Source organism: Afifella marina DSM 2698, from assembly GCF_900102695.1.
Lineage (GTDB): Bacteria > Pseudomonadota > Alphaproteobacteria > Rhizobiales > Afifellaceae > Afifella > Afifella marina.
In genome coordinates, this window is record NZ_FMVW01000005.1 from 224,614 (window position 1) to 250,711 (window position 26,098).

Consider the following 26,098-nt stretch of genomic DNA (forward strand, 5'->3'; position numbering starts at 1 on the left):
GCCCGCTTCAGGAATTGGCGAAGCGGGTGATGGAGAACGGTGCGATCGGGGCGTTGGTATGGCCGGTCGCGATCAGTTCCGCCATGAGTTCGCCCACGGCCGGGCCGAGCTGGAAGCCATGGGCGGAAAAGCCGAAAGCGTGGAAGGCGTTTTCGTGCGTCGAGGAGGGACCGATGACGGGAATGTCGTCGGGCATGCGGCCCTCGATGCCGGCCCAGGAGCGGACGATGGTGGCACTCTTCATGATCGGAAAAATGCCGATCGCCGTCTCCGCCGAATAGCGCAGTTGCGAGAAGCGCATCTCGGATTTGTTGGTCTTCGGATCGGGATAGCCGCGGCGTCCGCCGCCGATGATGACGGTGCCGTTTTCCGCCTGCTTGAACGACAGCGGGCGGCCACAGCCGCCGACGACGGCATCGCAGAAGCGCTTCATGCGCGCCGTCACGATCATCATCGGGGCGATCGCCTCGATGGGGGCATGCTCGCCGAGCTGTCTGGCGATTTCGCCCGCCCAGGCGCCGGCGCAGTTGAGGAGATTGCGTCCCTTAAACGTGCCGGCCGAGGTGTCGACGTGCCAGTCCTTCCCGTCGCGGCGCACGTTCTCGACATGCGTCTTCTCGAAGAACTGGACGCCGAGCGCGCGCGCCTTGCGCTGAAAGGCGAAGGTCGTGTTGTAGGGGATGGCGAAGCCGTCATCGAGGCTTGCGAGGCCGCCGACGCAATGCGGGGCGACGGCGGGGAGGAGGCGCCGCAATTCCTGCTGATCGACGATGACTTCGTGGGTGAAGCCCAGTTCGCGGAGATCGGCGGCACGTTTTGCGAGCGTTTCGAGCTCCGCTTCGGTCTCCGCCACCTTGATCTGCGGGCAGCGCTGAAAGCCGCAATCGTCGTCGACGAGATCCTCGATCCGGTGCCAGATCTCCATCGAGCGCACCGAGATCGGCACCTCCGCATAATTCCGCCCAAGGCGGCGCACGCCGCCGGCATTGACGCCGGAGGCATGGCGGCCGGCATTGTCCTTTTCGATGACGATCACCGACAGGCCGCGTTTGGCGGCGTGCAGCGCGGCCGAGCAGCCGTGGAGGCCGCCGCCGACGACGATGAGATCCGCCATAGGCGTGCCGGTCACGGTCATATCCTCAGTGTAGGGCTGCGGATTCGTCGGCGAGATCGACCGGAACGGCTTCCTCGCTTTCGAGCGCTGCGAGCTCCGACAAAAGGAGCGGCTTCAGCGGCGGGCGGATGCGGTAATAGCCGATCTCCGAGATCGGTTCGCCGCGCCGGCTGGCGATGATCTCGCTGACGGCGAGCCCGCACATGCGGCCCTGACAGGGGCCCATGCCGCTTCTCAGGAAGGATTTCACCTGGTTGGGGCCCGGCGCGCCGAGATCGACGGCCTTGCGGATGTCGCCAGCCGTCACCTCCTCGCAGCGGCAGACGAGCGTCTCGTCGGCGGGGGCGAGAATTTCCGGCGAGGGCGCATAAAGGGTTTCCAGAAGCGGCCGGATCTTCGCCTCGCGCATGAGCGCATCGGTGACGGAGCGCCGCTCCTGGGCGTTGCCGCGACCGGCCTTTTCCGCGATCCTGAGGCCCGCGAGACGCCCGCGCAGCCTGGCTGCAACCGCGCCGCCGATGCCCGCACCGTCGCCTGCCACATAGACGTCGGCCATGGTCGTCTCGAAATACTCGTCGACCTTCGGCACGAAGCAATGCTGGCTCTTGTTCCATTCGTGCTCGCAGCGCAGGAGGCGCGTGACCTGCTGGTTCGGCACGATGCCCTGGTGGAGGGCGACGGAGGTGGTTTCGAGACGGTGGGATTTGCCGCCGCTGGTGAAAGTCACGGCCTCCGCCTTGCCATTGCCCTCGATGCGGATGCCGGTCGCATCGCGGTAGATCGGCACGCCGGCACGGCGCAGCGACAGCATCATCGCCATCCCCTTCAGGAGATAGGATGCGGCGCCGAGGGCGGCCGGAAGATGCTTGAGCGCGGCCACGTAGCGGCTCTGCGGCACCGTCTCGACGATCGCACGCGGCTTGACGCCGGCCTTCAGCATCTGCGCGGCGATCAGCGACAGGAGCGGACCGGAGCCGACGAAGACGACATCGTCGGAGACGACGCCGTTCGCTTTCAAGAGGATCTGCAGAGCGCCGGCCGTGGTGACGCCCGGAAGCGTCCAGCCCGGCATCGGCGTCGGCCGCTCGATGGCGCCCGTTGCCACCACGATGGCGCCGGCCTGAATGTGTTTGGAGCCTTGGCCGAGCGACACGTCGATGCCGAGGGCGCTGTCGATGTTCCAGACGGTGGCGCCGGGAAGATATTCGGCGCGGCTGTCGCGGAAGGCCCTCGCGATGTCGCGGCCGGCGGCATAATCGGGCCCAAGGATTTTGGTGCGCTTCTCATCGCTCGTCTCGATGCCGCGATAGATCTGGCCGCCGGGCGCCGGCTGTTCGTCGAGAACGATTGCGGAAAGCCCGGCTTTGGTGACTTCGACGGCCGCGGCCATGCCGGCGGGACCGGCGCCGATGATGGCGACGTCGTAGCGGTTTTTCGTCGTCGCGCTCATCAGGAAATCACCTCCGCGCTGCCCGACTGGCGGCGCACCTGCATGCCCTCTTCGACCTGAACCATGCAGGCCTGGCGGTTCGGCACGCCGTCGATCTCGACGAGGCAGTCGAAGCACACGCCCATCAGGCAGAAGGGGCCGCGGGGCGTCTCGGTGACCGGCGTGGTGCGGAAAATGCGTTCGTCGGCCGCGAGAAGGGCCGCTGCGATCGTGTCGCCGCTGCGGGCCTTCAGGGGCTTGCCTTCGAAGGTGAAGGAGAGAGCGGGAGCGCCCGTCTCCTCAGCGCGCTTGAACATTGAATCTCCTTGCAGAAAAGGCGGCCATATCGTCGTCGAGCCGTCCGCGGGCGATCATCGGGGCGAGCGCCATGGCATGGGCGCCGGCGAGCGTGACGCCGGAATGGCAATTGACGCTGAAGGCGCCGGGATGGGTTTCGGATTGCTGATAGATCGGATGGCCGTCGGGGCTCATCACCCGCAACGCCGCCCATGAGCGCACGACGCGCAGATCTTTCAGAAACGGGAAGGCGCGCAGCGCGCGGGCCGCGATATCCGCCATGACACGCGGCTTGGAGGTGGTGTCGAAGCCCTCATCCTCATGGCTGTCGCCGATCATGATGGAGCCTTCGTCGGTCTGGCGCACGACATGCGTCGGCATGGTGAAGAGCGGCGCGGTGCGCTCCGTCACCAGGATCTGGCCCTTGAGCGGCTCGACCGGAATGTCGAGCCCGACCATTTCGCCCAGATCGCGATTGCCGAGGCCGGCGGCGAGCACGAGCTTGGCGCCGGTGAAGGTGCCGGCTGGCGTGCGCACGGCAAAGTGGCCACCGTCTCGCTCGATCTCGATGCCGCGGGCGTTCGGATGATAGCGGCCGCCGTTTTTCAGAAGGCCCGCATGCAGAGCGCGCATCAGATAGAGCGGGCTCGCGTGGCCGTCATGCGGCGAATAGGTGCCGCCGACGACATCGGGGCCGAGGCCCGGCAGCATGTCGTCGAGTTCGGCGCGGCTCAAAACCCGGGCGCCGTAATATTCCGCGCCATGCTCCTGGTTCATGCGGTTGAGGATCTTGACCTGTTCCTCAAGCTCCTCCTCGTCGACGCAGACATGCACGCCGCCCGGCTTGTGATAGGCGGTGGAGACGCCCGTCTCCTCCAGGAGGGTGTCGGAAAATTCCGGCCACACATCCGCCGAACGGCGCGTCCAGCGCGCATATTCGGGCATTTTGAGGCCCTTCGTCTGTACCCAGACGAGGCCGAAATTGCCGCGCGAGGCCCGAAAGGCGACGTCGCCCTCGTCGAGGAGATCGACCTTTTCGCCCTCGCGGGCGAGGCCATAGGCGATGGCGGCGCCGACGAGGCCGCCGCCGATGACGATGGTGTCGGCCTTCATCGTGCACCCTCGCCGATGAGGAGGCGATCGAGGCCGTAGATGCGATCGACGAGGAACATGAGACCCACGGTGAAGAGAATGGCGACCGTGGAAATGGAGGCGACGAGGGGATCCGTCGTCTGGGTGATGTGGGAGAAGAGACGCACTGGCAATGTCGTTGTGGTGGGGCTGACGATGAACACCGTCACGGTGAGTTCGTCGAAGCTGGTGATGAAAGCAAGGACCCAGCCGCCGATCACGCCGGGCATGATGGCCGGCAGGGTGACGCGGCGAAAGACGGTCCAATCGGAGGCGCCGAGCGACACCGCCGCCTGTTCCTGGGAGCGGTCGAGACCGGTCACCGAGGCGAGAACGAGGCGCAGGATGAAGGGCATGATGATGATCGCATGGCAGAGCATCAGCCCGACGAAGGTGCCGTTGGCATTGAGGAAGCTGAGAAAGCGCAGGAAGGCGATGCCGAGAACCACGGTCGGCACCGTCAAGGGCGACAGGAAGAACGCCTGAAGGGCGTCGCGACCGGGAAAGCGGCCGCGGCCGATGGCGAGTGCTGCCGGCACGGCGAAGATCGAGGACACGGTCGCGGAGGCGACGCCGAGCTGGAGGCTGACCCAGGCCGCTTCGATGAAGTCGGGATTGTCGAGGATCGCCCGGAACCAGCGCAGCGACAGGCCACTCGGCGGAAATTCCAGAAAGCCTTCCGGCGTGAAGGAGACGCCGATGACGACGACGAGCGGCGCCAGCATGAAGACGGCGAAAAGAACGCTGAAGGCTTTGGCGAAGAGGCCGTTGTGTCTCATTCGAAGACCCCCGCGAAACGGCGTTCGACGAGCCGGTTCCAGCCGACCATGATGGCGAGCACCGAGACGAGCAGAAGCATCGCGATCGCTGCGCCGAGCGGCCAGTTCAAGGTGTTCAGAAACTCGTCATAGACGGTGGTGGAGACGACCTTGACGCGCCGCCCGCCGAGGATGGCCGGCGTGGCGAAGGCGCTCGCCGAGAGCGAAAAGACGATGAGGGAGCCCGACAGGATGCCCGGCATCGCCTGCGGCAGGACGATCCTGCGGAAGATGGTCCAGGGCCTTGCGCCGAGCGATTCCGCGGCACTTTCGGTCGCCGGATCGGTGCGCTGAAGGGCTGCCCAGATGGCGAGGATCATGAACGGCACCATGACATGGACGAGGGCGAGCACGATGCCACCCGAGGTGTACATCATGCGGATCGGCGAGGTGATGAGGCCAAGGTCGCGCAAGGCGTCGTTGATGACGCCCTTGTTGCCGAGGAGGATCGCCCAGCCGAGCGTGCGCACCACCACGGAGATGAGGAGCGGGCCAAGTACGACGAGGAGCATCACCGAGCGCCAGAACGGGTGCATGCGCGACAGGAAATAGGCCTGTGGCAGGCCGATCGCGGCGCAGATGAGCGTGGTGGCGAGCGCGATCGCGAAGGTGCGCCCGAAAATCTCGTAGAAATAACCGTCGCTCAGGACCTCGATATAATTCTCCAGCGAGAAGGTCGGGGTGATGCCGCCATAGAAGGAGAAGCTGTGGAAGCTGAGGATGAAGGTCATCGCCAGCGGCACGAGGAGGAGCACGAGAAAGAGGAGGAGCGCCGGGGCGCTCAGGATCCAGGGCCGGGAACGCGATCGACGTGTCATGCCGCTTCATCCTCCTTCGGCAGGAGGCGCAGATGATGGGGCGTCCAGGCGAGATGCACGGTCTCGCCGTGCTCGGGCTCGCGCTGGCCGCGGTTGCGGCGCACGACGAGGAGAGGTCCGATCGGCGTTTCGATGCGGAAGAGCCATTGGTCGCCGAGGAAGATGCGCTCGATCACCGGGCCAGAGACGACGGCCTCGCCCGCCTCGACGATCTCGATGCGTTCCGGCCGCAAGGAGACGGTAATCGGGCCGGGCCGCAGATGGGCGGGCGGACCGGCAAGCTCCATGCCGTTGCAGACGAGAGCGGAGCCTTCGTCATTCGTCGTCTTCAGCGTGGCTGTGAGGCTGTTGGTCTTGCCGAGGAAGGTCGAGATGAAGGAGGATTTCGGGTTTTCGTAGACGTGGAAGGGCGTTTCTTGCTGCATCAGCCGACCGTGATGCATGACCGCGACGCGGTCTGAGAGCGCCATCGCCTCGTTCTGATCGTGGGTGACGAGAAGCGTCGTCACGCCCGCCTCCTGCTGGATGCGCCGCAATTCGAGCTGCATTTCCTCGCGCAGCTTGGCGTCGAGATTGGAGAGAGGCTCGTCGAGGAGGAGAAGCTCCGGTTCGATCACGAGGGCCCGGGCGAGTGCCACGCGCTGGCGCTGGCCGCCGGACATCGCCCGGGGATAGCGCTTGGCGAGATGGGCAAGCTGTACGAGCTCCAGCGCTCCGGCGACCTTGCGCGCACGTTCCTTCTTGTCGATGCCGCGCATCTCCAGGCCGAAGGCGACGTTTTCTTCCACCGTCATATGCGGGAAGAGCGCATAGGTCTGGAAGACGATGCCCAGCCCGCGGTTGCGCGCCGGCACCTCTTCCAGGTGGCGACCATTGAGCATGATGTGTCCGGAGGTCGGCTGCTCGAAGCCGGCGATCATCTGCAGCGTCGTGGTCTTGCCGCAGCCGGAGGGACCGAGGAGGGAGACGAACTCGCCTTTCTCGACGGCGAGCGAAAAATCTTCGACGGCCACGACGTCGCCGAAGCGCTTGGTCAGGCCGCTAAGCTGAAGGAAAGGCATCTGTGAACTCGCAAAGCCGGCAGGTGGGGGCGGAGGCGGGAGTGCAGCGCACTCCCGCAGTGCCGTTCAACTCAGCGTTCGACCTCGCGCGCCCAGCGCTTGGTCCATTCTTCGCGGTTCGGGTTGATCGTATCCCAGTCGACGGCGACGAGGTTTTCGATCTGCTCAGGTCCATAGGGCAGGAAGGAGGCCTGCTCTTCGGTCAGTTCCGCTTTGCGGTTGACCGGGCCGGAGCCCATGACGTCGGCGAGCTTCACCTGAATTTCCGGCGTCAGAAGGTATTGGATGAACTCGTTGGCGGCCTCGGAAACGTTGCTGTCGACGACAGGGCAGGCGGCGAGCATGAGGGCGACGGCGCCTTCCTTCGGATAGGCGAATTTTGCCGGGAAGCCCGTATCGGCGAGCGACTTGGTGCGGCCCGAACCCCAGATCGACAGGGCGATTTCCTGCGACTGGAAGAGCTCCGACATCTTGCCCGAGGACGGCTCGAAGACGAGCACGTTCGGCGCGACCTCATCGGCCATCACCTCAAAGCCCGGATCGATGTCCTTCTCACCGCCGCCGTTGAGGCGCGCCATCATGATGAGGGTGTGCAGACCATAGGTGTTGCTGATCGGCGGGATCGACAGGATGCCTTCATATTTCGGATCCTTCAGGTCTTCCCAGCTTGCGGGGGGATCCCAGCCTTCGCGCTCGAACCATTCGGTGTTGTAGGTGAAACCGGTCGCGACGAAGCCGACGCCGATGGAATTGGGGCCGAGCTTGGCGAGATCGTAGACGTCGTCGAAGACCGCCCCCTTGCTCATCGGGGCGCAGAAGCCGAGGGCGTCGGCCTGATACATCGGGCCGTCGTCGAGGATGACGACGTCGAGTTCCTGATTGCCCTTCTGCGCCTGAAGGCGCGCAAGGTTTTCGGTGGAATTGCCGGCGACGAACTGGATCGTCACGTCATGCGTCTTCTCAAATTCGGGGAAGACGACTTCCTTCATCAAGGTTTCGAAAGAGCCGCCATAACCGCCGACGACGAGGGTATCCTGCGCCTGTGCAGTCTGAACGGCTAGGAGGGAGCTTGCGGCTGCAAGCGCCATGATGACCGGTTTCATTGAGAACCCCTCTGTATTCTTTTGAGACATGATCATTGAATGGGCGTTTTCCGGGTGTTTCAAATGAGATTATATGTACACCTCATTCCCAAAGGTTATGAGGTGCGCCTTGGCGAAGCCCAATATACGGCAGGTCGAAGCCTTCAACGCCGTCATGAAGGCCGGGTCCGTCACCAAAGCGGCGGAAGGATTGTTCGTTAGCCAGCCGGCGGTGAGCAAGTTGCTGCACGCCTTCGAAGTGGCCTGCGACCTGCCGCTCTTCACCCGCACCAAGCGCCGCGTCGTGCCGACGCCGGAGGCGCGGCAATTGTTCGTCGAAACCTCCAAGCTGGAGCAAGGCCTGACGCGCGTGCACGAGGCGGCGCGCGCCATCCGCGAATTGCAGCGCGGCGAGATCTCCATCGTCGCCTTTCCCGCGATCAGCATGCGGCTCATCCCGCGCAAGGTGGGCGCCCTTTTATGTGATCGGCCCGATGTGCTTTTGTCCCTCTTCACGCGCACCTCTCGCAGCGTGGAGAATTCGATGATCACGCGGGCGGCGGATTTCGGCATCTCGCTCGTGCCGACGAGCAACCCGGCGCTGCATTGCGAGCCGTTTACGAGCATCTCCATGATCTGCGCCCTGCGCCGCGAGCATCCTCTGGCGCGCAAGGCGGCGATCTCGCTTGAAATGATCGCCGAGGAGCGTCTCGTGGCGCTCGGGCGGGACGATCTTTCCTATCCGCTCATCGATGAGGCGTTTCAGCGTGCGGGGCTGGCGATGCGGCCGGCAGCCGAAGTGCAGATGGCCGATGCGGCCTGCAGCATGGTGGCATCCGGCTGCGGGGTGGCGATCGTGCCCTCGCTCGTGTCGTTCGAGGCGGGCTTTCCGGATGTCGTGTTCCGCCCGCTCACCGAGCCGATCGCCATGACGACCTGGCTTTTGACGTCCACCTATCAGGAGCTGTCGCAGCTGGCGCTCGAGCTGATGGACGAGATCCGGGGCGCGGTGGAGGAGCTGGAGGCGGAGCTGCACGGCACGCTGGGCTGCGACCCGGCCGCCGATTCGCGGTTTGCGGGCGCGACGCATCCTTGACTTGTGGCGCGCTGCCGCTTAGGTGAGCGACACTCTATAAAAGAGCCAGATTTACGACCCGCCGACCGGAACGGGATTCCGGAGGTCACCATCCGCCAGCGAAGGTTCGCCCGCGGATGCAATTTGCATTGAACGCTCGAGACGCGCCATGTTCGATACCCTATCAGATCGCCTGTCAGGCATCTTCGACAAGATCACCGGCCGCGGAGCACTTTCCGAGAAGGACGTCTCGGAAGCGCTGCGAGAAGTGCGGCGAGCCCTTCTGGAAGCGGACGTCGCACTCGAAGTGGTGCGCGCCTTCACCGAGAAGGTGCGCGAGCGCGCCGTCGGCGCCGAAGTCGTGCGCTCCGTCAAGCCGGGGCAGATGGTCGTCAAGATCGTGCACGACCAGCTCGTCGAGATGCTGGGCGAGGAAGCCTCGGAGATCAATCTCCACGCCGCACCGCCCGTCGCCATCATGATGGTCGGTCTGCAGGGCTCGGGTAAGACGACCTCGACGGCGAAGATCGCCAAGCGCCTGTCGGAGCGGGAGAAGAAAAAGGTCTTGATGGCCTCGCTCGACACCCGCCGGCCGGCCGCGCAGGAGCAGCTCAAGGTGCTCGGCGAACAGATCGGCGTCGCGACCTTGCCGATCATCGAAGGGCAGGGGCCGGTCGACATCGCCAAGCGGGCGCAGAATGCGGCACGGCTCGGCGGCTACGACGTGGTCATGCTCGATACGGCGGGCCGCACGCATATCGACGAGCCCTTGATGATCGAGATGGAGGAGGTGAAGCGGGCTTCAAATCCGCATGAAATCCTCCTCGTCGCCGATGCTCTGACCGGCCAGGACGCCGTCAATGTGGCGCGTTCCTTCAACGAGCGCTGCGCGGTGACGGGCATCGTCCTGACCCGTATCGACGGCGACGGGCGCGGCGGCGCGGCACTTTCCATGCGCGCCGTCACCGGCAAGCCGATCAAGCTCATCGGCACCGGCGAAAAGATCGACGCGATCGAGGCCTTCCATCCGTCGCGCATCGCCGACCGCATTCTCGGCATGGGCGACATCGTCTCGCTCGTCGAACGGGCCTCGGAGCAGATCGACCAGGAGAAGGCCCTCAAGACCGCCCAGAAGATGAAGAAGGGCGAGTTCGACCTCGAGGATTTCGCCGAACAGCTTCGTCAGATGGAAAAGATCGGCGGCATGTCGGGCATCATGAGCATGATGCCGGGCATCGGCAAAATGAAGAAGCAGGTGGCTGCAGCCGGAATCGACGACAGCGTCGTGAAACGCCAGCTCGCCATCATCTCGTCGATGACGCGCCAGGAGCGGCAGAAGCCAGCGGTGATGAATGCGAGCCGCAAGAAGCGCGTGGCGGCGGGCTCCGGCGTCGAGGTGCAGGACGTCAACAAGCTCCTCAAGATGCACCGGCAGATGTCGGACATGATGAAGAAGCTCGGCCGCAACAAGAAGATGGCGGGTCTCTTCGGGGGCGCACAGCCCGATCCGGCCATGCTGGAAGAAATGCAGAAGGGCGGTTTGCCGGGCGGCATGCCCGGCGGGCTCTCAGGCGGTCTCGGCGGTATGCCGGGCGGCCTGCCCAAAGGATTGCCGGGCCTTCCTGGAATGGGAGGCGGGATGGGCGGTCTGCCGGGGCTTCCCGGTCTTGGCCGCGGCAAGAAGAAATAAGGTTCAAACGCAAGGAAGACTGAAATGACTGTGAAACTGAGATTGTCCCGCGGCGGCAGCAAGAAGCGCCCGTTCTACCGGGTCGTGGCCGCCGACGAGCGCTCCCCGCGCGATGGCCGCTACATCGAGCGTGTCGGCACCTACAATCCGCTTCTCCCGAAGGATCATGCCGAGCGCGTCGTGCTCAACACCGAGCGCGTCGAATACTGGCTGTCGCAGGGTGCCCAGCCGACCGATCGCGTCTTGCGCTTCCTCGACGCTGCCGGCCTTGCCAAGCGTCCGGCGCGCAACAACCCGAAGAAGGCCGAGCTCGGCGCCAAGGCCAAGGAGCGCCTCGAAATGCGCCGCCAGGCCGAAGAAGAGGCGAAGGCTGCCGCCGAGGCGCCTGCCGAGGAAGCGGCGGAGTAATCCGCCGCTTTGCCGGTACGGCAGGACGGGCCGATGGCGGTTACGCAAGATCGTGCGGCGGGAGACCGCCTCATCGTCGCAAAGATCGGCCGGGCGCATGGCGTCAGAGGCGAGGTGCGGGTGAAAACCTTCACCGCCGATCCCCTGGCGCTCGCCGACTATTCGCCGCTTCTCGCGTCGGACGGGCGGAGTTTCTCCATCAAGGAGCTGCGTGCCGACAAGGGCGACATGGTCGTCGCCCGCTTCAAGGGCGTGTCGGACCGCAATGCGGCCGAGGCGCTCAACGGCACGATGCTCTTCGTTGCGCGCGCGGCGCTGCCGGTGCCTGACGAAGACGAGTTCTATTACGCCGATCTGATCGGCCTTGCGGCCGAGGCGCCCGACGGTTCGCCGCTCGGGCGGGTCGTCGCCGTGCACGATTTCGGCGGCGGCGATATCCTCGAAGTGAAGCCGGAGCGAGGCGAGAGCCTACTCGTCTCCTTCACGCGCGAGGTGGTTCCCTCCATCGATCTTGGTGGCGGGCGCATCGTCGTCGTCCTGCCCGACGAGATCGAGGTGCGGGAAGACGACGCGGCGAGTGAAGATGCGCAGGAAGAGGCCCCGCAGACAGGGGACGCAGGCGAAGGCCCGGCGGAAGAGGACAGAGCATGATCATCGTCGCCGGCGAATTTCGTATTCCCGAGGATAAGCGCGACGCCTTTCTGCCGGCGGCGCAAAAGGTGATGGCCGCGACGCGGCAGGAGACGGGCTGCCTCCTCTACACCTTCGCCTTCGATCTCGAGGTGGCGGGGCTCGTGCGCGTGTTCGAGAAATGGGAAAGCCGCGAGGCGCTCGCGGCCCATTTCAAGACCGCGCATATGGCGGAATGGCGCCAGGCGCTGTCTGCGATCGTCGTTTCCGGACGGAGCGTCAAAGCCTATGCCGCCGATGACGGCGAACCGGTCTAGGACCGGTCCGGAATGAGCTTCAAGGCGAGCGTTCTCACGCTCTTTCCCGAAATGTTTCCGGGGCCGCTCGGCATCTCGCTGGCCGGGCGGGCGCTCGAGGCGGGCCGTTTCGCGCTCGAGGCGCGGCAGATCCGCGAGCATGGTATCGGCACGCACCGCATGGTCGACGACACGCCGGCCGGCGGCGGGCCGGGCATGGTGATGCGCGCGGACGTGATGGCGGCGGCGATCGATGCCGCGGCGCCCGATGGCGATCCGCGCCCGCGCCTTCTGATGAGCCCGCGCGGACGACCGCTGAGCCAGCAGATGGTGAAGGGCTGGGCCGAAGGCCCCGGCCTCGTCATCGTCTGCGGGCGGTTTGAGGGCATCGACGAGCGCGTCATCGAGGCGCGAGGCCTTGAAGAGGTCTCTGTCGGCGATTTCATTCTCTCGGGCGGCGAGATTGCAGCACTTGCTCTTCTCGATGCCGTCGTGCGGCTTCTGCCCGGCGTCATGGGCAAGGCGGAATCGGCCTCTGAAGAGAGTTTTGAAAACGGGCTTCTGGAATATCCGCAATATACGCGGCCGCAGGAATTCGAGGGCCGCGAGATCCCGCAGGTCCTGACCTCAGGCCATCACGGCAAGGTCGCCGAATGGCGGCGCGCGGAGGCGCTCAGGCTGACGCGCGAGAGACGCCCGGATCTGCTTGAGGCGTCGGAAGAAAAGTAGAGACGCGAGGCGTTATGTCCTCTTGTTGTTGCGTGTCTGATTTGTTGTTTTGAAGTTCCTAAACAAAGGTGTCTTTAGTGTTTCGGTGATGTTATGCCCGATGCGTCTTATTTTGCCGCCGCAGCTGCTATTGCAGCTGCAATCATAGCATTTTTTTCGGTATGGTTTCAGATTCGAAACCTGTCGACAGCAAAATTAGCTGAATTTAGGCTGCGCTGGATTAATGATCTTCGAGAAGAGCTTTCTGAATTCGTTGGGATTCTGAAGCTTTATCGATCGCTATGTGCTCAAAAAAATGATTATTTGTTTCGAGATAATATTAAATTGCGATGTGATATTGAAATCGAGTCTCAAAGGGTAATAAGCAAAGCAAGGTCAATATATAGTTATGCATCTTTATGTTTAGATACAGATAAAAAGAGCCATAAAAAAATATTGTGTATTATGAATTCAATGTTGACGTCGTCGTTTGATGATTGCGAAGAGGAAGGTTTTTATGGGGCATCGAGAAAGGTGCTGGACGACGAATGGGAGAAGCTCTCTCACGAATTACTCTCTGGTTTCAGTGATAAGCGGCGAAAGAGGGGGTCATATGTATTTCTGCGGGGCAACGAGTCTGCGTGAGCCTTTGTTGATGGTGGTCCTTTAGGGTATGGGTTATCGGTTGCGCGCGAATGAAGCACTAGGAAACTACAGCGCCCTCAGCCCGTCACGAAATAATAGACGGTGAGGACGAGGCCGACGGCGATGACGAAGCCGCGGACATAGGTCTGCGGGAATTTGCGTGCCGCGGCGACGCCGAGATAGCCGCCGAGCGCGACGGCGACGAGCATCACCGACCCGGCGCTCCAATCGACGATGCCGCCCTGGACGAAGACGGCGATCGCGATGATGGCGATGACCACCGATAAAAGCGTCTTGATGGCGTTGATGCGATGAAAATCATCGCCCTCGGTGAGCCCGAGCGAGGCGAGCATCATGATGCCCATGCCGGCGCCGAAGAAGCCGCCATAGATCGCCACGACGAACTGGATCGTCCAGGCGAGCGGGCGCGGCGCATGCAGGTCGCGTGCTTTCAGCGCGCGCGTCATGCGCGGACCAGCGGCGAAAAGTGCCGTTGCCCCGATGAGGAGCCAGGGCACCATGGCGCGGAATTGCGGGTTGTCGAGCGCCAAAAGCACGAGCGCGCCGATGAGCCCGCCGAAGACGGAGACGACGAGATAGGGAAGGGCGGCACGGCCAATCTTTCGCAATTCGCTGCGATAGGCGAGCGTCGAGGTGACATAACCCGGGAACTGGGTGATGGAGCTCGTGGCGTTCGCGGTGATCGGGGGTACGCCGACGAGGGTGAGCGCGCCGAAGGCGATGAAGGTGCCGCCACCGGCAACGGCATTGATGGCACCGGAGACGAAACCGGCGAGGACGAGCAGAAGAATGTCGAGAAGAGACATGGCGCAGGTTTCGTCGTAGCGGTGTGGGGCGGGTGGATGGCCGTTTGTTGGCGGCGCACGTCCTAAACCTGTCTGTACCGGAGCGCAAAAGGCAAGTCCGCCATTGTGACAAGAGATGAAAGGTGTCATCGGGGGCGGGTCGGAGCCGCAGAGTCTCGCCGCAGCGTCGTTTTTGCATGCCGGGGGCGTCGACATGAGGCCAGAGAGCGTGTATATGGCCGCCAACTTCCGATCCGATGTGCGAAACAAAGCCGCGCAACGGTCGTTTCGTCGTGAAACGATACGTCGAAACAAACCAGCGCGCGACGAAGAGGTTTGAGAGATGAACGCGATCCAAGAGATCGAGCAGGCGGAGATGGCGACGATCGTCGATCGGCGTGTCATTCCGGAGTTCGAGGCGGGCGACACGGTCCGCGTACATGTGCGTGTGACGGACGGCAACCGCACCCGTCTGCAGGCCTATGAGGGCGTCGTTATCGCGCGCTCCGGCGGCGGTCTTCACGAGAGCTTCACGGTGCGGAAGATCTCGTACGGCGAGGGCGTTGAGCGCGTCTTCCCGGTTTATTCTCCGCTGATCGAAAAGCTCGAAGTTGTGCGGCGCGGCAAGGTGCGGCGCGCGAAGCTCTATTATCTGCGCGGCCGTCGCGGCAAGTCGGCACGTATCGCCGAAGATGCGCGCGTGCGCGCCAAGCGGTTGAACGACGAGGCGCGAGAAATCGCAGCCGCCGAGCGTGCAGCCGTCAAGGAAGCCAAGGAAGCGGCCAAGGCAGAAAACGCCGAAGCCTGAGCTTCAGCTTTTATTCCGGTCCGTTTTATCGGGCCGCGACATTCAAAGGCGCCCCGCGGGGCGCCTTTTTATTTGCGCGATCGAACGTTTGTCCTTCAGAAAATTTTGCGGCAGTGCAACCGAGCCTTGTCGGAACGGCGCGGACCATCGAAAGTAGTATTGCGGTGGGTGCATGGGACCTATACCGAAACGCATGGCGAACCAGCGTCGCCCGAATGCGGTCCGCCGCCAACGAATTGAAAAATATACTGGAGGAATGAACGCTCATGAGCACCAACGATAGGACGAGTCTGTCTCGCCGCAGCCTCCTCAAGGCCTCCGCTGCCGGCGCGAGCGTACTCGCGGCCCCGCATTTCTTCATCAAGGGTGCGTATGCGGCCGAATACTGCAACATGCCGACGGGCGACACGGTCACGCTCGGTTTCAACGTGCCGCAGACGGGGCCCTACGCCGATGAGGGCCTCGATGAACTCAAGGCCTTCCAGCTCGCCGTCAAGCATCTGAACGGTGAAGGCGACGGCGGCGCGCTCAACACTTTCAAGCCGTCGAACCTCAAGGGCAACGGCATTCTCGGCAAGAAGGTCGCCTATGTATCGGGCGACACGCAGACGAAGTCGGACGCCGCCCGCGCGTCAGCCAAGCGCATGATCGAGAAGGACGGCGCCTTGATGATCTCCGGCGGTTCCTCGTCGGGCGTCGCGGTCGCGGTGCAGTCGCTGTGCCAGGAAACCGGCGTGATCTTCATGGCCGGCCTTACGCATTCCAACGACACGACCGGCAAGGACAAGCGCCGCTACGGCTTCCGCCACTTCTTCAACGCCTATATGTCGGGCCAGGCGCTCGGCCCGATCCTCGCCCAGGAATACGGCAAGGACCGCAAGGCCTATCATCTGACGGCCGACTACACCTGGGGCTGGACGCAGGAAGAATCGATCAAGGACGCCACCGAAAAGCTCGGCTGGGAGACGGTTCAGACCGTCCGTACGCCGCTCGGCGCCGGCGATTTCTCGCAGTATCTGACGCCGGTCCTGAATTCGGGCGCCGACGTGTTGATCCTCAACCATTACGGTTCCGACATGGTGAACTCGCTGCGCCAGGCGGTGCAGTTCGGCATGCGCGAGAAGCAGGTGAACGGCAAAGATTTCCAGATCGTCGTGCCGCTCTATTCGGAGCTGATGGCGATGGGCGCCGGCGAGGCCGTGAAGGGCATTCTCGGCACCGCCAACTGGAACTGGCAGCTCGACAACGACGGCACCAAGGCCTTTGCGAAGTCGTTCGGCCAGGAATACGGCCAGCCGCCGTCGCAGGCGGCGCAGACCTGCTACGCCCAGACCATCCTCTACGCCAATGCCTGCGAGACGGCGGGCGAGTTCACGCCGCCGGCGGTGATCAAGGCGCTGGAAGGCTTCGAGTTCGAAGGCCTCGGCAACGGCAAGACGCTCTATCGCGCCGAAGACCACCAGTGCTTCAAGCCGGTGCTCGTCGTGAAGGGCAAGGAAAACCCCTCCAACCAGTTCGACATCCTGGAAGTCGTCGAAGTGGTGCCGACCGAGCAGGTGACCTACGACCCGTCGATCTTCGGCGGCGAGCTCGGTCCCTACGAGGTCCAGGGCTGCTAAAGCCCAAGCAACCGGTGCCGACCGCCTTTGTGCGGTCGGCTTCCTCCCCCCGTTGATGCCTGATCGACCCGCTTTGCGAGCGGGTTGGAGGGGATATGGACGCGCTTATTCTTCAAATTTTGAACGGTCTCGACAAAGGCGCCGCCTATGCGCTCATCGCGCTCGGCCTGACGCTCGTCTTCGGGACGCTCGGTGTCGTCAACTTCGCCCATGGGGCGCTCTTCATGCTCGGCGCCTTCTGCGCCGTGACCATGCAGAAGCTTCTGACCCTGTCGACGCGGGTTCGCGACGAGAGCATCACCTTCTTCGAAGCCTATAAGGAAGTCCCGTATCTGGAGAGCTGGCTCGGCGATACGGGGCGGATCATCATCGATTATTCGGTGCCGCTTTCCATCCTCCTGACGATCCCCGTCATGCTCCTCGTCGGCGTCGTCATGGAGCGCGGCCTCATCCGGCATTTCTACAAGCGCAGCCATGCCGAGCAGATCCTCGTCACCTTCGGCCTCGCGATCGTGCTGCAGGAGATCATCAAGGCGATCTTCGGCGCCAATCCGGTGCCGGTGCCGGCGCCGCCCGCCGTTGCCGGCTCCGCCTCGATCGGCGAATGGTTCGGCCTCGGCCCGGCGATCTCCTATCCGTGGTGGCGCCTCGTCTATCTCGGCTTTTCTCTCGTCATTCTCGCCGCCGTCTTCGCCTTCCTGCAGCTCACCACCTTCGGCATGACGGTTCGGGCGGGCATGCGCGACCGCGAGACGGTCGGGCTTCTCGGCATCGACATCGAAAAGCGCTTCATCATCGTGTTCGCGCTGGCGGCGATCGTCGCAGGCCTTGCCGGCGCGATGTACGCGCCGATTCTCGCGCCCAACTACCATCTCGGCATGGACTTCCTGGTGATCTCCTTCGTCGTCGTCGTGGTCGGCGGCATGGGGTCGCTCGGCGGCGCCGTCGCGGCAGGCTTCCTTCTCGGCATCCTGCAATCCTTCGCCTCCATGACGGAGGTGAAATCGATCCTGCCGGGCATCGATCAGATCATCATCTATCTCGTCGCCGTCGTGATCCTCTTGGTGCGCCCGCGCGGTTTGATGGGCCGCTCCGGGATCATGGAGACCTAAGCATGGTCAAAAAAGTCATCCAAAAAATCCGCAAGGCCGCGATTTCCGATCCGGATTTCGAAGTCTCCACCCGGCAATTGCCGCCGCGGGGGCCCGAAACGAAGCCGATGACGCCGGTCGACAAGGACTGGATCGCCATCGTCGCCTTCACGATCATCATCCTTGCCATGCCCTGGTGGCTGCAGCCGCTCGGCGCCGCCTATCCGGACCTCATGCAGAAGTTCGCGATCTACGGCATCTTCGCGCTCGGCTTCAATCTGCTCTTCGGCCTGACGGGCTACCTCTCCTTCGGGCATGCCGCCTTTCTCGGCGTCGGCTCCTATGCGGCGGTGTGGTCGTTCAAGCTCTTCACCATGAACATCATCCCGGCGGTCCTCTTCGCGATGCTCGTCGCCGGGGTTCTCGCCGTCGTCATCGGCTTCATCAGCCTCAGACGGTCGGGGATCTACTTCTCGATCCTGACGCTGGCGCTTGCCCAGATGTGCTACAATCTCGCCTATTCGGTCTTGACGCCGATCACCAATGGCGAGACCGGCCTGCGCGTCCTTCGCGACGATCCACGCTATCTCGATGCCGCCTTCGGGACGGAACACCAGGGCGTGCTCCTCGGCTCGCTCTTCGGGGAGCGCATGGTCGGCTATCCGGGCTTTTATCTGTGCGCGGCGCTTCTCATCATCGCCTTCTACATCGCGCTTCGGATCATGCGCTCGCCCTACGGCATGATGCTGCGGGCCATCAAATCGAACCAGAACCGCATGATCTATACGGGCTTCAACCCGCGTCCCTACATGCTGACGATCTTCATCATCTCCGGCATGTATGCGGGGCTTGCCGGGGCGCTCCTTGCCATCACCGATCCTCTGGCCGGTGCGGAACGCATGCAGTGGACGGCCTCGGGCGAGGTCGTGCTGATGACCATTCTCGGCGGTGCCGGCACCATTTCCGGACCGATCCTCGGGGCGGCCATCATCAAATATTTCGAGAACATCTTCTCGGCCCTGAACGACAGCGCGCTCGCTTCCGCCTTCTCGTTCCTGCCGCACAGTGTCCAGGAATTCGTCGTCACTATTCTGAGCCCCTTCGTCGGCGAGGGATGGCATCTGACGCTCGGCCTTCTCTTCATGGTGATCGTCATCTTCCTGCCCGGCGGCATCATGGAAGGCATCCGGCGGACCTACCGCTTCCTGCGCGGGCATGGGCGCGGATCGAAGTCGCAGACCGATCTGCAGGCTGCAGAGTGAAAGGCTGACAGATGAACAACGCAGTCCTGCATGTGTCGGAAGTGCAAAAGAGCTTTGGGGGCCTTCGCGCCCTCACCGACATCGAGCTCCAGGTGGAGAAGGGCAAAACCCACGCCATCATCGGGCCGAACGGCGCCGGCAAATCGACGCTTCTCAATGTGTGCATCGGGCGCTTGCCGCCCGATTCCGGCACCGTCACCTTCGATGGCCATCTCATCACCGGGCGGCCGCCCTACGAGATCAACCAGCTCGGCGTGGCACGCGTCTTCCAGACGCCGGAGATCTTTCCCGATCTCTCGCTTCTGCAGAACGTCATGGTGCCGGCCTTCGCCAAGCGCGACGGCACGTTCCGCATGAGCGCGCTCTCCTCACTCGAAAAGGAGACGGATCTGCGCGATGAGGCGGAGAAGCTTCTGGAGGATGTCGGGCTCTTGCAGTTCTACGCCAAGCTCGCCTCCAGCCTGTCGCGCGGCGACAAGCGCCGCCTCGAACTCGCCATGTGCCTCATCCAGCATCCGAAGCTTCTGCTTCTCGACGAGCCGACGGCGGGCATGTCGCGGCACGACACCAACCGCACCATCGATCTTCTCAAGCAGATCAAGGAGCGCGGCATGACCAAGGTGATCATCGAGCACGACATGCATGTCGTGTTCTCGCTCGCCGACCGCATCTCGGTTCTGGCGCAGGGCAAGATCATCGCCGAGGGAACGCCCGACGAAGTGCGCGGCAGCCCGCGCGTGCAGGAAGCCTATTTGGGAGGAGCGCATTGATGAACGCCATGATGACCGGGACAAGCGAGGCGACCCCGATCGATCCCAAGGCGTCGACGGCGGCGAACCCGCAGACGCCGGGCTCCGCACAGGCCAACACGATGATCGAGCGGACGGGCCACGAGGAAGACGCCTTCTTTTCGTGCCGGAACCTGCATGCCTATTACGGCGAGAGCTATATCGTGCAGGGCGTCAGCTTCTCCATCAAGGAGAGGGAAGTGCTCGCGCTTCTCGGGCGCAACGGCGCCGGCAAGACCTCGACCTTGCGCACGATCGCCCGCGCCAGCAATCCGGAACTCAGGCAGGGCGAGATCTGGCTCAAGGATCAGGCGCTGCACAAGATGGTCGATTATCAGGCGGCCCGTGCGGGCGTCGTTCTGGTGCCGGAGGATCGGCGCATCATTCCGGGCCTGACCGTGGAAGAAAACCTCGTCCTCGCCCGCATCGAGGAGCCGCGCGGCTGGGAGATCGAAGAGGTCTACGAGCGCTTTCCGAGGCTTGCCGAGCGGCGCAACCAGGAAGCCACGACGATGTCGGGCGGCGAACAGCAGATGCTGGCGGTCGCCCGGGCGCTGGTGCGCGATCTGAAGCTGCTTCTCCTCGACGAGCCCTATGAAGGGCTCGCGCCCGTCATCGTGCGCGAAATCGAAAAGATCGTCGCCGAGATCAAGGAGATCGGCATCACCACGGTGATCGTGGAACAGAACGCCATCGCCGCCCTGCAGCTCGCCGACCGCGCGATGATCCTCGACATGGGCGAGGTCGTCTATGAGGGGACGGCGAAGGAGGTCCTCGAAAACGAAGACCTGAGGCACGAATATCTGGCGGTGTGATCCGTCTGGCGATCCCGGCGGCCGCGGGTTGTTACCGGCGGCCGCTTATTTTTCCGCAGTGACCGCGATGATCGGACCGAGCGGGAAGAAACCGTCGGCACGGCGAAGTTCCGGCGCGTAGAGGCTCGATATCGAGCCGTCGAGAAACAGCGCGTTGTCGCAGCCGATCCGGTCCTTGAAGAAGCCTGAAAACTCCCAGAACGTCACCGGACCTTCGGAGACGGCGAAGACGATCTCGCCTTTTTGGGTGACACAGACGCCGTTGCGTTTCTTGGCGCTGTTGCTGTCCTTCAGGAAGCGCGCATGGCGCTTGCCGTCGATGAGGAGCATCGGACCCGACTGGGTGGCGAAATCCGCCGGGGGCTTGCGGCGCAGATAAGCCTCAGTCTCAAGCACCCCCGCCTTGCCGCCGCCGATCCAGAAGATGCCGTTCGGCAGCATGTGAAAATTGCCGGGGCCCTTGTTGGTGTTGGCGCTCTTCGCGGTGCGGCCGCCTTCGACATAAAGGCCGACGGGCGAGAAATCCTCGTGATACATGCCGCCGTTCATGGCGAAGACGAGGCGCTTGCCCTCGCTTTCGAGCGCCGATTTCAAGGCCCGGAACGAGCCATAGGGTTTGCCCGACGCGTCGTTCAGATAAAGGCGGACGTCGTCGGTTGCGGGATTGAAGCGGCAGACGGCATAGGAGCGCGCGCCGTCGCGCGCGATCTCGCAATTCTGGCCGGCGGCAAAGGCCGGGCCGAGAAGGGCGGAGGGAATGGTGAGGCCCGCAAGGAGCAGGGAAAGAAATCTGCGCATGCCTCCGGTTAGCCCGGACCGGCGGCGAAGTCATCCCGGCACAGGAAGCCATCCCGGGACGTCGGCACGGAGGGGAGGGCTGCACGGTGCGACGGGGCGGCACGGGCGAAGGGTCGCCGCCGGTCATCAGCCGCAAGAGCCGGCCAGGAACGAACTTACGCAATTGTGCGGGATGAAAGAATTGAGAGAAGCGGGCCGAGTTGCTATATGCAGCGCCATGTCGTCGAACGAAACGCCCAAGGCCGGATCGCACGGAGCGATCGGGGCCATCTTCCATTCCACGCACGCTTTTGCGGCGATCGACGACCATGCGCGTCTGCCCTGGCGGTTTTTTGCGCGTCTTTTCGCCTCCGATGGATCGCTTACGCGCGCCTGACGGCGCCCTTTCCCCTTTTTGCGATCACAACCGAGTAGACCCATGAAACCGAGAACGCTTTACGACAAAATCTGGGATGACCATCTGGTCGACAGCCAGCCCGACGGCACCTGCCTCCTCTATATCGACCGTCATCTCGTGCACGAAGTGACGAGCCCGCAGGCCTTCGAGGGCCTCAGGATTGCCGGCCGCAAGGTGCACGCCCCCGACAAGACGCTCGCCGTCGTCGATCACAACGTGCCGACGACCGACCGCTCGAAAGGCATCGACGATCCGGAATCGGCGCTGCAGGTCGACACGCTCGCCACGAACGCGGCCGATTTCGGCATCGAGTATTACAACGAACTCGATATGCGGCAGGGCATCGTCCACATCATCGGGCCGGAGCAGGGCTTCACGCTGCCCGGCATGACGATCGTGTGCGGCGACAGCCACACCTCGACGCATGGCGCCTTCGGGGCGCTCGCGCACGGCATCGGCACGTCGGAAGTGGAGCATGTGCTCGCCACGCAGACGCTCATCCAGTCGAAGGCGAAGAACATGCGCGTCACCGTCGACGGCAAGCTGCCGGACGGCGTGACGGCGAAGGACATCATCCTCGCGATCATCGGCGAGATCGGCACGGCCGGCGGCACCGGCCATGTCATCGAATATGCCGGTGAGGCGATCCGCGCCCTGTCGATGGAAGGCCGCATGACGGTGTGCAACATGTCGATCGAGGGCGGTGCCCGCGCCGGCATGATCGCGCCCGACGAAACGACCTATGCCTATATCGCCGACCGGCCGCGGGCCCCGACGGGCACCGCCTGGGATATGGCGCGCGCCTATTGGGAGAGCCTGCCTTCCGACGAGGGGGCGCATTTCGACCGGGAAGTCCGGCTCGATGCCGCCAATCTGCCGCCGATCGTGACCTGGGGTTCATCGCCGGAAGATGTCATCTCGGTTCTCGGCGCGGTGCCGAACCCGGACGACATCACCGATGAGAACAAGCGCGCTTCAAAGTGGCGGGCGCTCAAATATATGGGTCTGACGCCGGGCACGAAGATGACCGACATCACGCTCGACCGCGTCTTCATCGGCTCGTGCACCAATGGCCGCATCGAGGATCTGAGGGCCGCCGCCAAGGTTGCCGAAGGCCGCAAGGTCGCCGAGAGCGTCAATGCCATGGTGGTTCCGGGATCGGGCCTCGTGAAAGCCCAGGCGGAAGCGGAAGGTCTCGACAAGATCTTCCTCGCCGCGGGCTTTGAATGGCGCGAGCCGGGCTGTTCCATGTGCCTTGCCATGAACGCCGACAAGCTGGCGCCGGAGGAGCGCTGCGCCTCCACCTCGAACCGCAATTTCGAGGGACGCCAGGGCTTCAAGGGCCGCACGCATCTCGTGTCGCCGGCCATGGCGGCCGCGGCGGCGATCGCCGGGCGCTTCGTCGATATCCGCGACTGGGGCCACTGAATTTGGGGCCCCCTGAACTTGGGGCCACGAGTTTGGGGATATTGAGACCCGCTCGCCCTGAGCTCTCAGGGATCTGAATGCGGAACGGGCCGTCCCTCGGGCGGCCCTTTTTCGTTGGGGATTTTTCGGGTTCGCTCAGGGCTTTTCGGTGTGTCAGCCCATTGCTGCGTCAGGCCATCTGCGTGGTGGCGCGTCGGTGTGGTGACGCCCCGGGCTCAGCGATGCACGATCTTGTTGAAGCGGCTGGTGCGGCCGCCGGCCGTTTCGTTCTGGACGAGAAGCGCCAGGTTGCCGCCCTCGAAGGTTTCGAACCAGGTCTCCCAGGTGATCGGCTCCAGGCCCTCGTCAGAATCGCCGAAATCGATCCGAAGCACGCCGACGCCGTCGCCCTCCGTGGCCGTTGCGGAGACCATCGCAGGTTTACCGCCGCGCTCTTCGACCCATTTTTTGATGTCTTCGTGCCGGGTCAATTTGTGCGCTTCGCTCATTACTGTCTCCTCTGGCTTTCGTGAGAAAACAGGTGCGATTGGCTCCGGTTCCCCGAGAATCGGTGGGGCTGATCGGGAGTGGACCGGGGGGAGGTCCTCGGCATGCCGGGCCCGGGCCGCGCTTGGGTGGGCCGGGCTTCTTGGCGAAAGGCCGCGCAAAAAAAACAGGCGGGGCCGCGGCCCCGCCTGTCATCACCCGCAAATTGCGGGAAGGCTCTTAAAGCTCTGCCGAAGGGAGCTTAGTTGTTGGTGCCTTCGGTGCCCGGAGCATAAGGCTCGAGCGGACGGTCACGGCTTTCCTCGCCGGCCATGTTCGAGTCCGAAGACGCCGAATCCATCGACCCCGAGTACATCGTCTTGTCGTCGTCACAGGACACGTAGACCTCGCGGTCGTTGTCCATCATCGTGTAGTAATTGCCGGTCTCGCAGGTTTCCGGGCGCTCGCCAGAGGTCTCACCCGGGCCATAGATGCGGGCTTCCTGCTCGGTCTCGGTGTTGACGATCACCTTGTTGTCCTGAGCGTCCTTGCGCAGGATCATTTCAGCGTTGGCGGCGCTCACGCCCACCATCATGGCGGTCATGGAAACGGCGGTCAGCTTGGCGATATTCATGGAATAGCTCCTTAATCGTTTGCCTCTCGTTGCGGGTTCCCGCCCGATCGATCGCATGAGGGATCAGACGGCACGGGAGAGGCGATGTTGGCGTTGCCTCGCCGAAACAACGTGGAGACCTGGAGACGGTTCGCTGAAAAAATTGTGATCGATGAGACGGCTAAGTGTTTGGAACTCAAGCGTAAAATGTGAGTTCGCGCGCCCTGGGCGGGCGCGGGAGACGCGGGAGATAGAGGGTGGGGCTTGCCGGCGGGCGTGGTCTTCGGGTTTCTCTGGTGCGAAAGATGTGGCCGAAATCCTGCGGGAAGGTCGAGAGCCGCACATGCGCAGGTTCACCCGCCGGACATCTGCGGGGCATCTGGAGGTCATCCGTGAGTGAGGATCGCGAGGCGAAGAGAAGCCGGGAGGCACGCGAAGCGCTCGAGCGCGTGCACCGCGACAGCGAGGCTGTCGGCACGTCGTCCCTTGCCCGCGCCGCCGGCCGGGCGAAGGACCATCTGGCCGGAGCCGACGCGCCGGCAAACGACCGCGTCGAAGTGTGGGGCCGCAGGGTCGGGCGTGGGCTCTCCATCGTCTTCGTGATGTGGCTTTTATGGTACCTCGTCAGCACCTATCTGACGCGCTGACGTCCATTTCGCCGGTGCCGCGCCATGACCGCCTTTTCATCGATCCCCGACCTTGAAGAGTTCGAGCGCATTGCGCTTGCCGCCTATGACGGGCTGCCGGAGGAGTTTCGGGCGCTGACAGGCGACATCCAGATCCGCGTCGCCGAGCGCGCCGACCGGGAATCGCTCGCCGCCGTCGGGCTCACGCATCCTTTGGAGCTTCTCGGGCTCTTTGAAGGCATCGGCCTCGCGCATGCGCCGGCCACGCCCTATTCCGGGCTGATGCCGAACCGGGTGTGGCTCTACCGGCAGGCGATCCTCGCCTATTGGCAGGACCACGACGAGCGGCTGGAAGACATCATCGCCCATGTCCTCGTGCATGAGATCGGCCACCATTTCGGCCTCTCCGACGACGATATGGAAGAGATCGAGGCGGCCGATTGAGGAAGGCATGCGCGGGAGGCGGTCCAAGATCAGACCTGTAAGATCTTGACCGGAACGCGCCGGCGAAGCATTGAAGGGGACTTCGAAAGGAACCTGCGAATGGAAAAGTTCACGACCCTGACCGGCGTCGCCGCGCCGATGCCGATCATCAATATCGACACCGACATGATCATTCCGAAGCAGTTTCTGAAGACGATCAAGCGGACCGGGCTCGGCGCGTCGCTTTTCTACGAGATGCGCTTCAACGACGACGGCTCGGAGAACGAGGATTTCGTTCTCAACAAGCCGGCCTATCGCAACGCCAAGATTCTCGTGGCGGGCGACAATTTCGGCTGCGGCTCGTCGCGCGAGCACGCGCCCTGGGCGCTCAAGGATTTCGGCATCACCTGCGTGATCTCCACCTCGTTCGCCGATATTTTCTACAACAATTGCTTCAAGAACGGCATTCTGCCGATCATCGTCTCGCCGGACGATCTCGACAAGCTTCTCGACGACGCCTCGCGCGGCGCCAATGCGACGTTGACCGTGGATCTGGAGAAGCAGGAAGTCCGCGGCCCGGATGGCGGCAAGATCGAGTTCGAAATCGATGCCTTCCGCAAGCATTGCCTGCTCAACGGTCTCGACGATATCGGCCTGACGCTGGAGAAATCCGAGAAGATCACCGGTTTCGAAGGCCAGATGACGGAAGACCGTCCCTGGGTCTGACGCTCCGCTGACGGGACGATGACGCGTTTCGGGGCGTCCGCGGGACGTCCCTGAGACACCTCTGGAGGGGAGGCGCCTCTGCGCCGCCGGAAGGGCGTCCGTTTCTCTCAAGTTGCCGTGATAACGACGATTTCACCGGCAATTTTGATTTCGTTAACCATTTTCAAACTGCGGTGAGCGAGGCTCCCGGGACGTGCACGCGGATTCTCATCCGCGCTGAGACCGCGTACA

Annotated in this window: 30 protein-coding genes; 18 read left to right on the forward strand and 12 right to left on the reverse strand. The window is 63.5% G+C overall.

Annotated features, from left to right (window positions below):
- Positions 1-7: 7 nt before the first annotated feature.
- The 8 genes from BLP76_RS12365 to BLP76_RS12400 all read right to left on the reverse strand — a co-directional run bounded on the left by BLP76_RS12365 (position 8) and on the right by BLP76_RS12400 (position 7,771).
- Positions 8-1,129: an NAD(P)/FAD-dependent oxidoreductase gene (locus tag BLP76_RS12365; protein ID WP_338081427.1), complete on the reverse strand. Its 1,122-nt coding sequence runs from the start codon at positions 1,127-1,129 to the stop codon at positions 8-10.
- Between the two features lie 10 nt (positions 1,130-1,139).
- Positions 1,140-2,564: an FAD/NAD(P)-dependent oxidoreductase gene (locus BLP76_RS12370; RefSeq protein ID WP_092813462.1), complete on the reverse strand. Its 1,425-nt coding sequence runs from the start codon at positions 2,562-2,564 to the stop codon at positions 1,140-1,142.
- Complete coding sequence (locus tag BLP76_RS12375) at positions 2,564-2,860, reverse strand: (2Fe-2S)-binding protein (RefSeq protein ID WP_092813465.1); 297 nt, start codon at positions 2,858-2,860, stop codon at positions 2,564-2,566. Before BLP76_RS12375 ends, BLP76_RS12370 begins: the two co-directional genes overlap by 1 nt.
- Positions 2,844-3,953: an NAD(P)/FAD-dependent oxidoreductase gene (locus BLP76_RS12380; protein ID WP_092813468.1), complete on the reverse strand. Its 1,110-nt coding sequence runs from the start codon at positions 3,951-3,953 to the stop codon at positions 2,844-2,846. The genes BLP76_RS12375 and BLP76_RS12380 overlap by 17 nt, the downstream gene beginning before the upstream one ends.
- Positions 3,950-4,750 carry an ABC transporter permease gene (locus BLP76_RS12385; RefSeq protein ID WP_092813471.1) on the reverse strand — a complete coding sequence of 267 codons (801 nt, stop codon included), beginning with the start codon at positions 4,748-4,750 and terminating at the stop codon, positions 3,950-3,952. Before BLP76_RS12385 ends, BLP76_RS12380 begins: the two co-directional genes overlap by 4 nt.
- Entirely contained in the window at positions 4,747-5,607 is an 861-nt protein-coding gene (locus BLP76_RS12390) for an ABC transporter permease (protein ID WP_092813474.1), read from the reverse strand. Before BLP76_RS12390 ends, BLP76_RS12385 begins: the two co-directional genes overlap by 4 nt.
- The gene (locus BLP76_RS12395; protein ID WP_092813477.1) at positions 5,604-6,668 is read right to left on the reverse strand and encodes an ABC transporter ATP-binding protein; all 1,065 of its coding nucleotides are present in this window, start codon (positions 6,666-6,668) and stop codon (positions 5,604-5,606) included. The genes BLP76_RS12390 and BLP76_RS12395 overlap by 4 nt, the downstream gene beginning before the upstream one ends.
- 71 nt (positions 6,669-6,739) lie before the next feature.
- Entirely contained in the window at positions 6,740-7,771 is a 1,032-nt protein-coding gene (locus BLP76_RS12400) for an ABC transporter substrate-binding protein (RefSeq protein WP_092813788.1), read from the reverse strand.
- Between the two features lie 109 nt (positions 7,772-7,880).
- Here BLP76_RS12400 and BLP76_RS12405 point away from each other — a divergent pair, with 109 nt between their 5' ends.
- The 7 genes from BLP76_RS12405 to BLP76_RS18630 all read left to right on the forward strand — a co-directional run bounded on the left by BLP76_RS12405 (position 7,881) and on the right by BLP76_RS18630 (position 13,202).
- Positions 7,881-8,846: a LysR substrate-binding domain-containing protein gene (locus BLP76_RS12405; RefSeq protein WP_170130473.1), complete on the forward strand. Its 966-nt coding sequence runs from the start codon at positions 7,881-7,883 to the stop codon at positions 8,844-8,846.
- 148 nt (positions 8,847-8,994) lie between these two features.
- On the forward strand, positions 8,995-10,515 hold the full coding sequence (gene ffh / locus BLP76_RS12410; protein ID WP_092813483.1) for a signal recognition particle protein: 1,521 nt from the start codon (positions 8,995-8,997) through the stop codon (positions 10,513-10,515).
- Between the two features lie 24 nt (positions 10,516-10,539).
- Positions 10,540-10,923 (forward strand): 30S ribosomal protein S16, encoded by a 384-nt coding sequence (gene rpsP / locus BLP76_RS12415; RefSeq protein WP_092813487.1) that lies wholly within the window; start codon positions 10,540-10,542, stop codon positions 10,921-10,923.
- A gap of 33 nt (positions 10,924-10,956) precedes the next feature.
- Positions 10,957-11,574 (forward strand): ribosome maturation factor RimM, encoded by a 618-nt coding sequence (gene rimM, locus BLP76_RS12420; RefSeq protein ID WP_092813490.1) that lies wholly within the window; start codon positions 10,957-10,959, stop codon positions 11,572-11,574.
- The gene (locus tag BLP76_RS12425) at positions 11,571-11,870 is read left to right on the forward strand and encodes a putative quinol monooxygenase (protein ID WP_092813493.1); all 300 of its coding nucleotides are present in this window, start codon (positions 11,571-11,573) and stop codon (positions 11,868-11,870) included. The genes rimM and BLP76_RS12425 overlap by 4 nt, the downstream gene beginning before the upstream one ends.
- A gap of 12 nt (positions 11,871-11,882) precedes the next feature.
- On the forward strand, positions 11,883-12,578 hold the full coding sequence (trmD, locus tag BLP76_RS12430) for a tRNA (guanosine(37)-N1)-methyltransferase TrmD (protein WP_092813496.1): 696 nt from the start codon (positions 11,883-11,885) through the stop codon (positions 12,576-12,578).
- A gap of 93 nt (positions 12,579-12,671) precedes the next feature.
- Complete coding sequence (locus BLP76_RS18630) at positions 12,672-13,202, forward strand: hypothetical protein (protein WP_139163746.1); 531 nt, start codon at positions 12,672-12,674, stop codon at positions 13,200-13,202.
- A 77-nt stretch (positions 13,203-13,279) separates the two neighbouring features.
- Here the strand turns inward: BLP76_RS18630 and BLP76_RS12435 are convergent, their stop codons facing one another.
- Positions 13,280-14,029 carry a sulfite exporter TauE/SafE family protein gene (locus tag BLP76_RS12435; RefSeq protein ID WP_092813499.1) on the reverse strand — a complete coding sequence of 250 codons (750 nt, stop codon included), beginning with the start codon at positions 14,027-14,029 and terminating at the stop codon, positions 13,280-13,282.
- 322 nt (positions 14,030-14,351) lie between these two features.
- Between BLP76_RS12435 and rplS the strand changes: the two genes are divergently transcribed.
- From rplS to BLP76_RS12465, 6 genes are all read left to right on the forward strand, one after another.
- Complete coding sequence (gene rplS / locus BLP76_RS12440; protein WP_092813502.1) at positions 14,352-14,816, forward strand: 50S ribosomal protein L19; 465 nt, start codon at positions 14,352-14,354, stop codon at positions 14,814-14,816.
- Between the two features lie 266 nt (positions 14,817-15,082).
- A complete protein-coding gene (locus BLP76_RS12445) occupies positions 15,083-16,435 on the forward strand; it encodes a substrate-binding protein (RefSeq protein WP_092813505.1) in 1,353 nt (450 codons plus the stop codon).
- A gap of 95 nt (positions 16,436-16,530) precedes the next feature.
- Positions 16,531-17,547 (forward strand): branched-chain amino acid ABC transporter permease, encoded by a 1,017-nt coding sequence (locus tag BLP76_RS12450; protein WP_092813508.1) that lies wholly within the window; start codon positions 16,531-16,533, stop codon positions 17,545-17,547.
- A gap of 107 nt (positions 17,548-17,654) precedes the next feature.
- Positions 17,655-18,788, forward strand: a complete 1,134-nt coding sequence (locus BLP76_RS12455; RefSeq protein WP_092813791.1) for a branched-chain amino acid ABC transporter permease — start codon at positions 17,655-17,657, stop codon at positions 18,786-18,788.
- An 11-nt stretch (positions 18,789-18,799) separates the two neighbouring features.
- Positions 18,800-19,558 carry an ABC transporter ATP-binding protein gene (locus BLP76_RS12460; protein WP_092813511.1) on the forward strand — a complete coding sequence of 253 codons (759 nt, stop codon included), beginning with the start codon at positions 18,800-18,802 and terminating at the stop codon, positions 19,556-19,558.
- A 101-nt stretch (positions 19,559-19,659) separates the two neighbouring features.
- Positions 19,660-20,391 (forward strand): ABC transporter ATP-binding protein, encoded by a 732-nt coding sequence (locus tag BLP76_RS12465; RefSeq protein WP_200170610.1) that lies wholly within the window; start codon positions 19,660-19,662, stop codon positions 20,389-20,391.
- Positions 20,392-20,436: 45 nt separating this feature from the next.
- On the opposite strand, the gene BLP76_RS12470 is transcribed toward BLP76_RS12465, so the two are convergent.
- On the reverse strand, positions 20,437-21,189 hold the full coding sequence (locus BLP76_RS12470; protein WP_092813517.1) for a phosphodiester glycosidase family protein: 753 nt from the start codon (positions 21,187-21,189) through the stop codon (positions 20,437-20,439).
- Positions 21,190-21,406: 217 nt separating this feature from the next.
- On the opposite strand from BLP76_RS12470, the gene BLP76_RS18805 reads away from it, so the two are divergent.
- Positions 21,407-21,565 carry a hypothetical protein gene (locus tag BLP76_RS18805; RefSeq protein WP_170130472.1) on the forward strand — a complete coding sequence of 53 codons (159 nt, stop codon included), beginning with the start codon at positions 21,407-21,409 and terminating at the stop codon, positions 21,563-21,565.
- 42 nt (positions 21,566-21,607) lie between these two features.
- Complete coding sequence (gene leuC / locus BLP76_RS12475; protein WP_092813520.1) at positions 21,608-23,014, forward strand: 3-isopropylmalate dehydratase large subunit; 1,407 nt, start codon at positions 21,608-21,610, stop codon at positions 23,012-23,014.
- Between the two features lie 215 nt (positions 23,015-23,229).
- On the opposite strand, the gene BLP76_RS12480 is transcribed toward leuC, so the two are convergent.
- Positions 23,230-23,502: a hypothetical protein gene (locus BLP76_RS12480; RefSeq protein WP_092813523.1), complete on the reverse strand. Its 273-nt coding sequence runs from the start codon at positions 23,500-23,502 to the stop codon at positions 23,230-23,232.
- 239 nt (positions 23,503-23,741) lie between these two features.
- The gene (locus BLP76_RS12485) at positions 23,742-24,113 is read right to left on the reverse strand and encodes a hypothetical protein (protein ID WP_092813526.1); all 372 of its coding nucleotides are present in this window, start codon (positions 24,111-24,113) and stop codon (positions 23,742-23,744) included.
- A 371-nt stretch (positions 24,114-24,484) separates the two neighbouring features.
- On the opposite strand from BLP76_RS12485, the gene BLP76_RS12490 reads away from it, so the two are divergent.
- The 3 genes from BLP76_RS12490 (at position 24,485) to leuD (ending at position 25,867) form a co-directional block, all read left to right on the forward strand.
- Positions 24,485-24,739, forward strand: a complete 255-nt coding sequence (locus BLP76_RS12490) for a hypothetical protein (RefSeq protein WP_092813794.1) — start codon at positions 24,485-24,487, stop codon at positions 24,737-24,739.
- 24 nt (positions 24,740-24,763) lie between these two features.
- Complete coding sequence (locus tag BLP76_RS12495) at positions 24,764-25,162, forward strand: metallopeptidase family protein (RefSeq protein ID WP_092813529.1); 399 nt, start codon at positions 24,764-24,766, stop codon at positions 25,160-25,162.
- 99 nt (positions 25,163-25,261) lie between these two features.
- Positions 25,262-25,867: a 3-isopropylmalate dehydratase small subunit gene (gene leuD, locus BLP76_RS12500; protein WP_092813532.1), complete on the forward strand. Its 606-nt coding sequence runs from the start codon at positions 25,262-25,264 to the stop codon at positions 25,865-25,867.
- The last annotated feature ends 231 nt before the right edge of the window (positions 25,868-26,098 follow it).

Excerpts from the sequence above, each read along its gene's own strand:
- BLP76_RS12370 (WP_092813462.1), bottom strand. The coding sequence starts at position 2,564 with ATGAGCGCGACGACGAAAAACCGCTACGACGTCGCCATCATCGGCGCC.
- BLP76_RS12375 (WP_092813465.1), bottom strand. The coding sequence starts at position 2,860 with ATGTTCAAGCGCGCTGAGGAGACGGGCGCTCCCGCTCTCTCCTTCACC.
- BLP76_RS12380 (WP_092813468.1), bottom strand. The coding sequence starts at position 3,953 with ATGAAGGCCGACACCATCGTCATCGGCGGCGGCCTCGTCGGCGCCGCC.
- BLP76_RS12385 (WP_092813471.1), bottom strand. The coding sequence starts at position 4,750 with ATGAGACACAACGGCCTCTTCGCCAAAGCCTTCAGCGTTCTTTTCGCC.
- BLP76_RS12390 (WP_092813474.1), bottom strand. The coding sequence starts at position 5,607 with ATGACACGTCGATCGCGTTCCCGGCCCTGGATCCTGAGCGCCCCGGCG.
- BLP76_RS12395 (WP_092813477.1), bottom strand. The coding sequence starts at position 6,668 with ATGCCTTTCCTTCAGCTTAGCGGCCTGACCAAGCGCTTCGGCGACGTC.
- BLP76_RS12400 (WP_092813788.1), bottom strand. The coding sequence starts at position 7,771 with ATGAAACCGGTCATCATGGCGCTTGCAGCCGCAAGCTCCCTCCTAGCC.
- ffh (WP_092813483.1), top strand. The coding sequence starts at position 8,995 with ATGTTCGATACCCTATCAGATCGCCTGTCAGGCATCTTCGACAAGATC.
- rpsP (WP_092813487.1), top strand. The coding sequence starts at position 10,540 with ATGACTGTGAAACTGAGATTGTCCCGCGGCGGCAGCAAGAAGCGCCCG.
- rimM (WP_092813490.1), top strand. The coding sequence starts at position 10,957 with ATGGCGGTTACGCAAGATCGTGCGGCGGGAGACCGCCTCATCGTCGCA.
- BLP76_RS12425 (WP_092813493.1), top strand. The coding sequence starts at position 11,571 with ATGATCATCGTCGCCGGCGAATTTCGTATTCCCGAGGATAAGCGCGAC.
- trmD (WP_092813496.1), top strand. The coding sequence starts at position 11,883 with ATGAGCTTCAAGGCGAGCGTTCTCACGCTCTTTCCCGAAATGTTTCCG.
- BLP76_RS18630 (WP_139163746.1), top strand. The coding sequence starts at position 12,672 with ATGCCCGATGCGTCTTATTTTGCCGCCGCAGCTGCTATTGCAGCTGCA.
- BLP76_RS12435 (WP_092813499.1), bottom strand. The coding sequence starts at position 14,029 with ATGTCTCTTCTCGACATTCTTCTGCTCGTCCTCGCCGGTTTCGTCTCC.
- rplS (WP_092813502.1), top strand. The coding sequence starts at position 14,352 with ATGAACGCGATCCAAGAGATCGAGCAGGCGGAGATGGCGACGATCGTC.
- BLP76_RS12445 (WP_092813505.1), top strand. The coding sequence starts at position 15,083 with ATGAGCACCAACGATAGGACGAGTCTGTCTCGCCGCAGCCTCCTCAAG.
- BLP76_RS12450 (WP_092813508.1), top strand. The coding sequence starts at position 16,531 with ATGGACGCGCTTATTCTTCAAATTTTGAACGGTCTCGACAAAGGCGCC.
- BLP76_RS12455 (WP_092813791.1), top strand. The coding sequence starts at position 17,655 with ATGACGCCGGTCGACAAGGACTGGATCGCCATCGTCGCCTTCACGATC.
- BLP76_RS12460 (WP_092813511.1), top strand. The coding sequence starts at position 18,800 with ATGAACAACGCAGTCCTGCATGTGTCGGAAGTGCAAAAGAGCTTTGGG.
- BLP76_RS12465 (WP_200170610.1), top strand. The coding sequence starts at position 19,660 with ATGATCGAGCGGACGGGCCACGAGGAAGACGCCTTCTTTTCGTGCCGG.
- BLP76_RS12470 (WP_092813517.1), bottom strand. The coding sequence starts at position 21,189 with ATGCGCAGATTTCTTTCCCTGCTCCTTGCGGGCCTCACCATTCCCTCC.
- BLP76_RS18805 (WP_170130472.1), top strand. The coding sequence starts at position 21,407 with ATGTCGTCGAACGAAACGCCCAAGGCCGGATCGCACGGAGCGATCGGG.
- leuC (WP_092813520.1), top strand. The coding sequence starts at position 21,608 with ATGAAACCGAGAACGCTTTACGACAAAATCTGGGATGACCATCTGGTC.
- BLP76_RS12480 (WP_092813523.1), bottom strand. The coding sequence starts at position 23,502 with ATGAGCGAAGCGCACAAATTGACCCGGCACGAAGACATCAAAAAATGG.
- BLP76_RS12485 (WP_092813526.1), bottom strand. The coding sequence starts at position 24,113 with ATGAATATCGCCAAGCTGACCGCCGTTTCCATGACCGCCATGATGGTG.
- BLP76_RS12495 (WP_092813529.1), top strand. The coding sequence starts at position 24,764 with ATGACCGCCTTTTCATCGATCCCCGACCTTGAAGAGTTCGAGCGCATT.
- leuD (WP_092813532.1), top strand. The coding sequence starts at position 25,262 with ATGGAAAAGTTCACGACCCTGACCGGCGTCGCCGCGCCGATGCCGATC.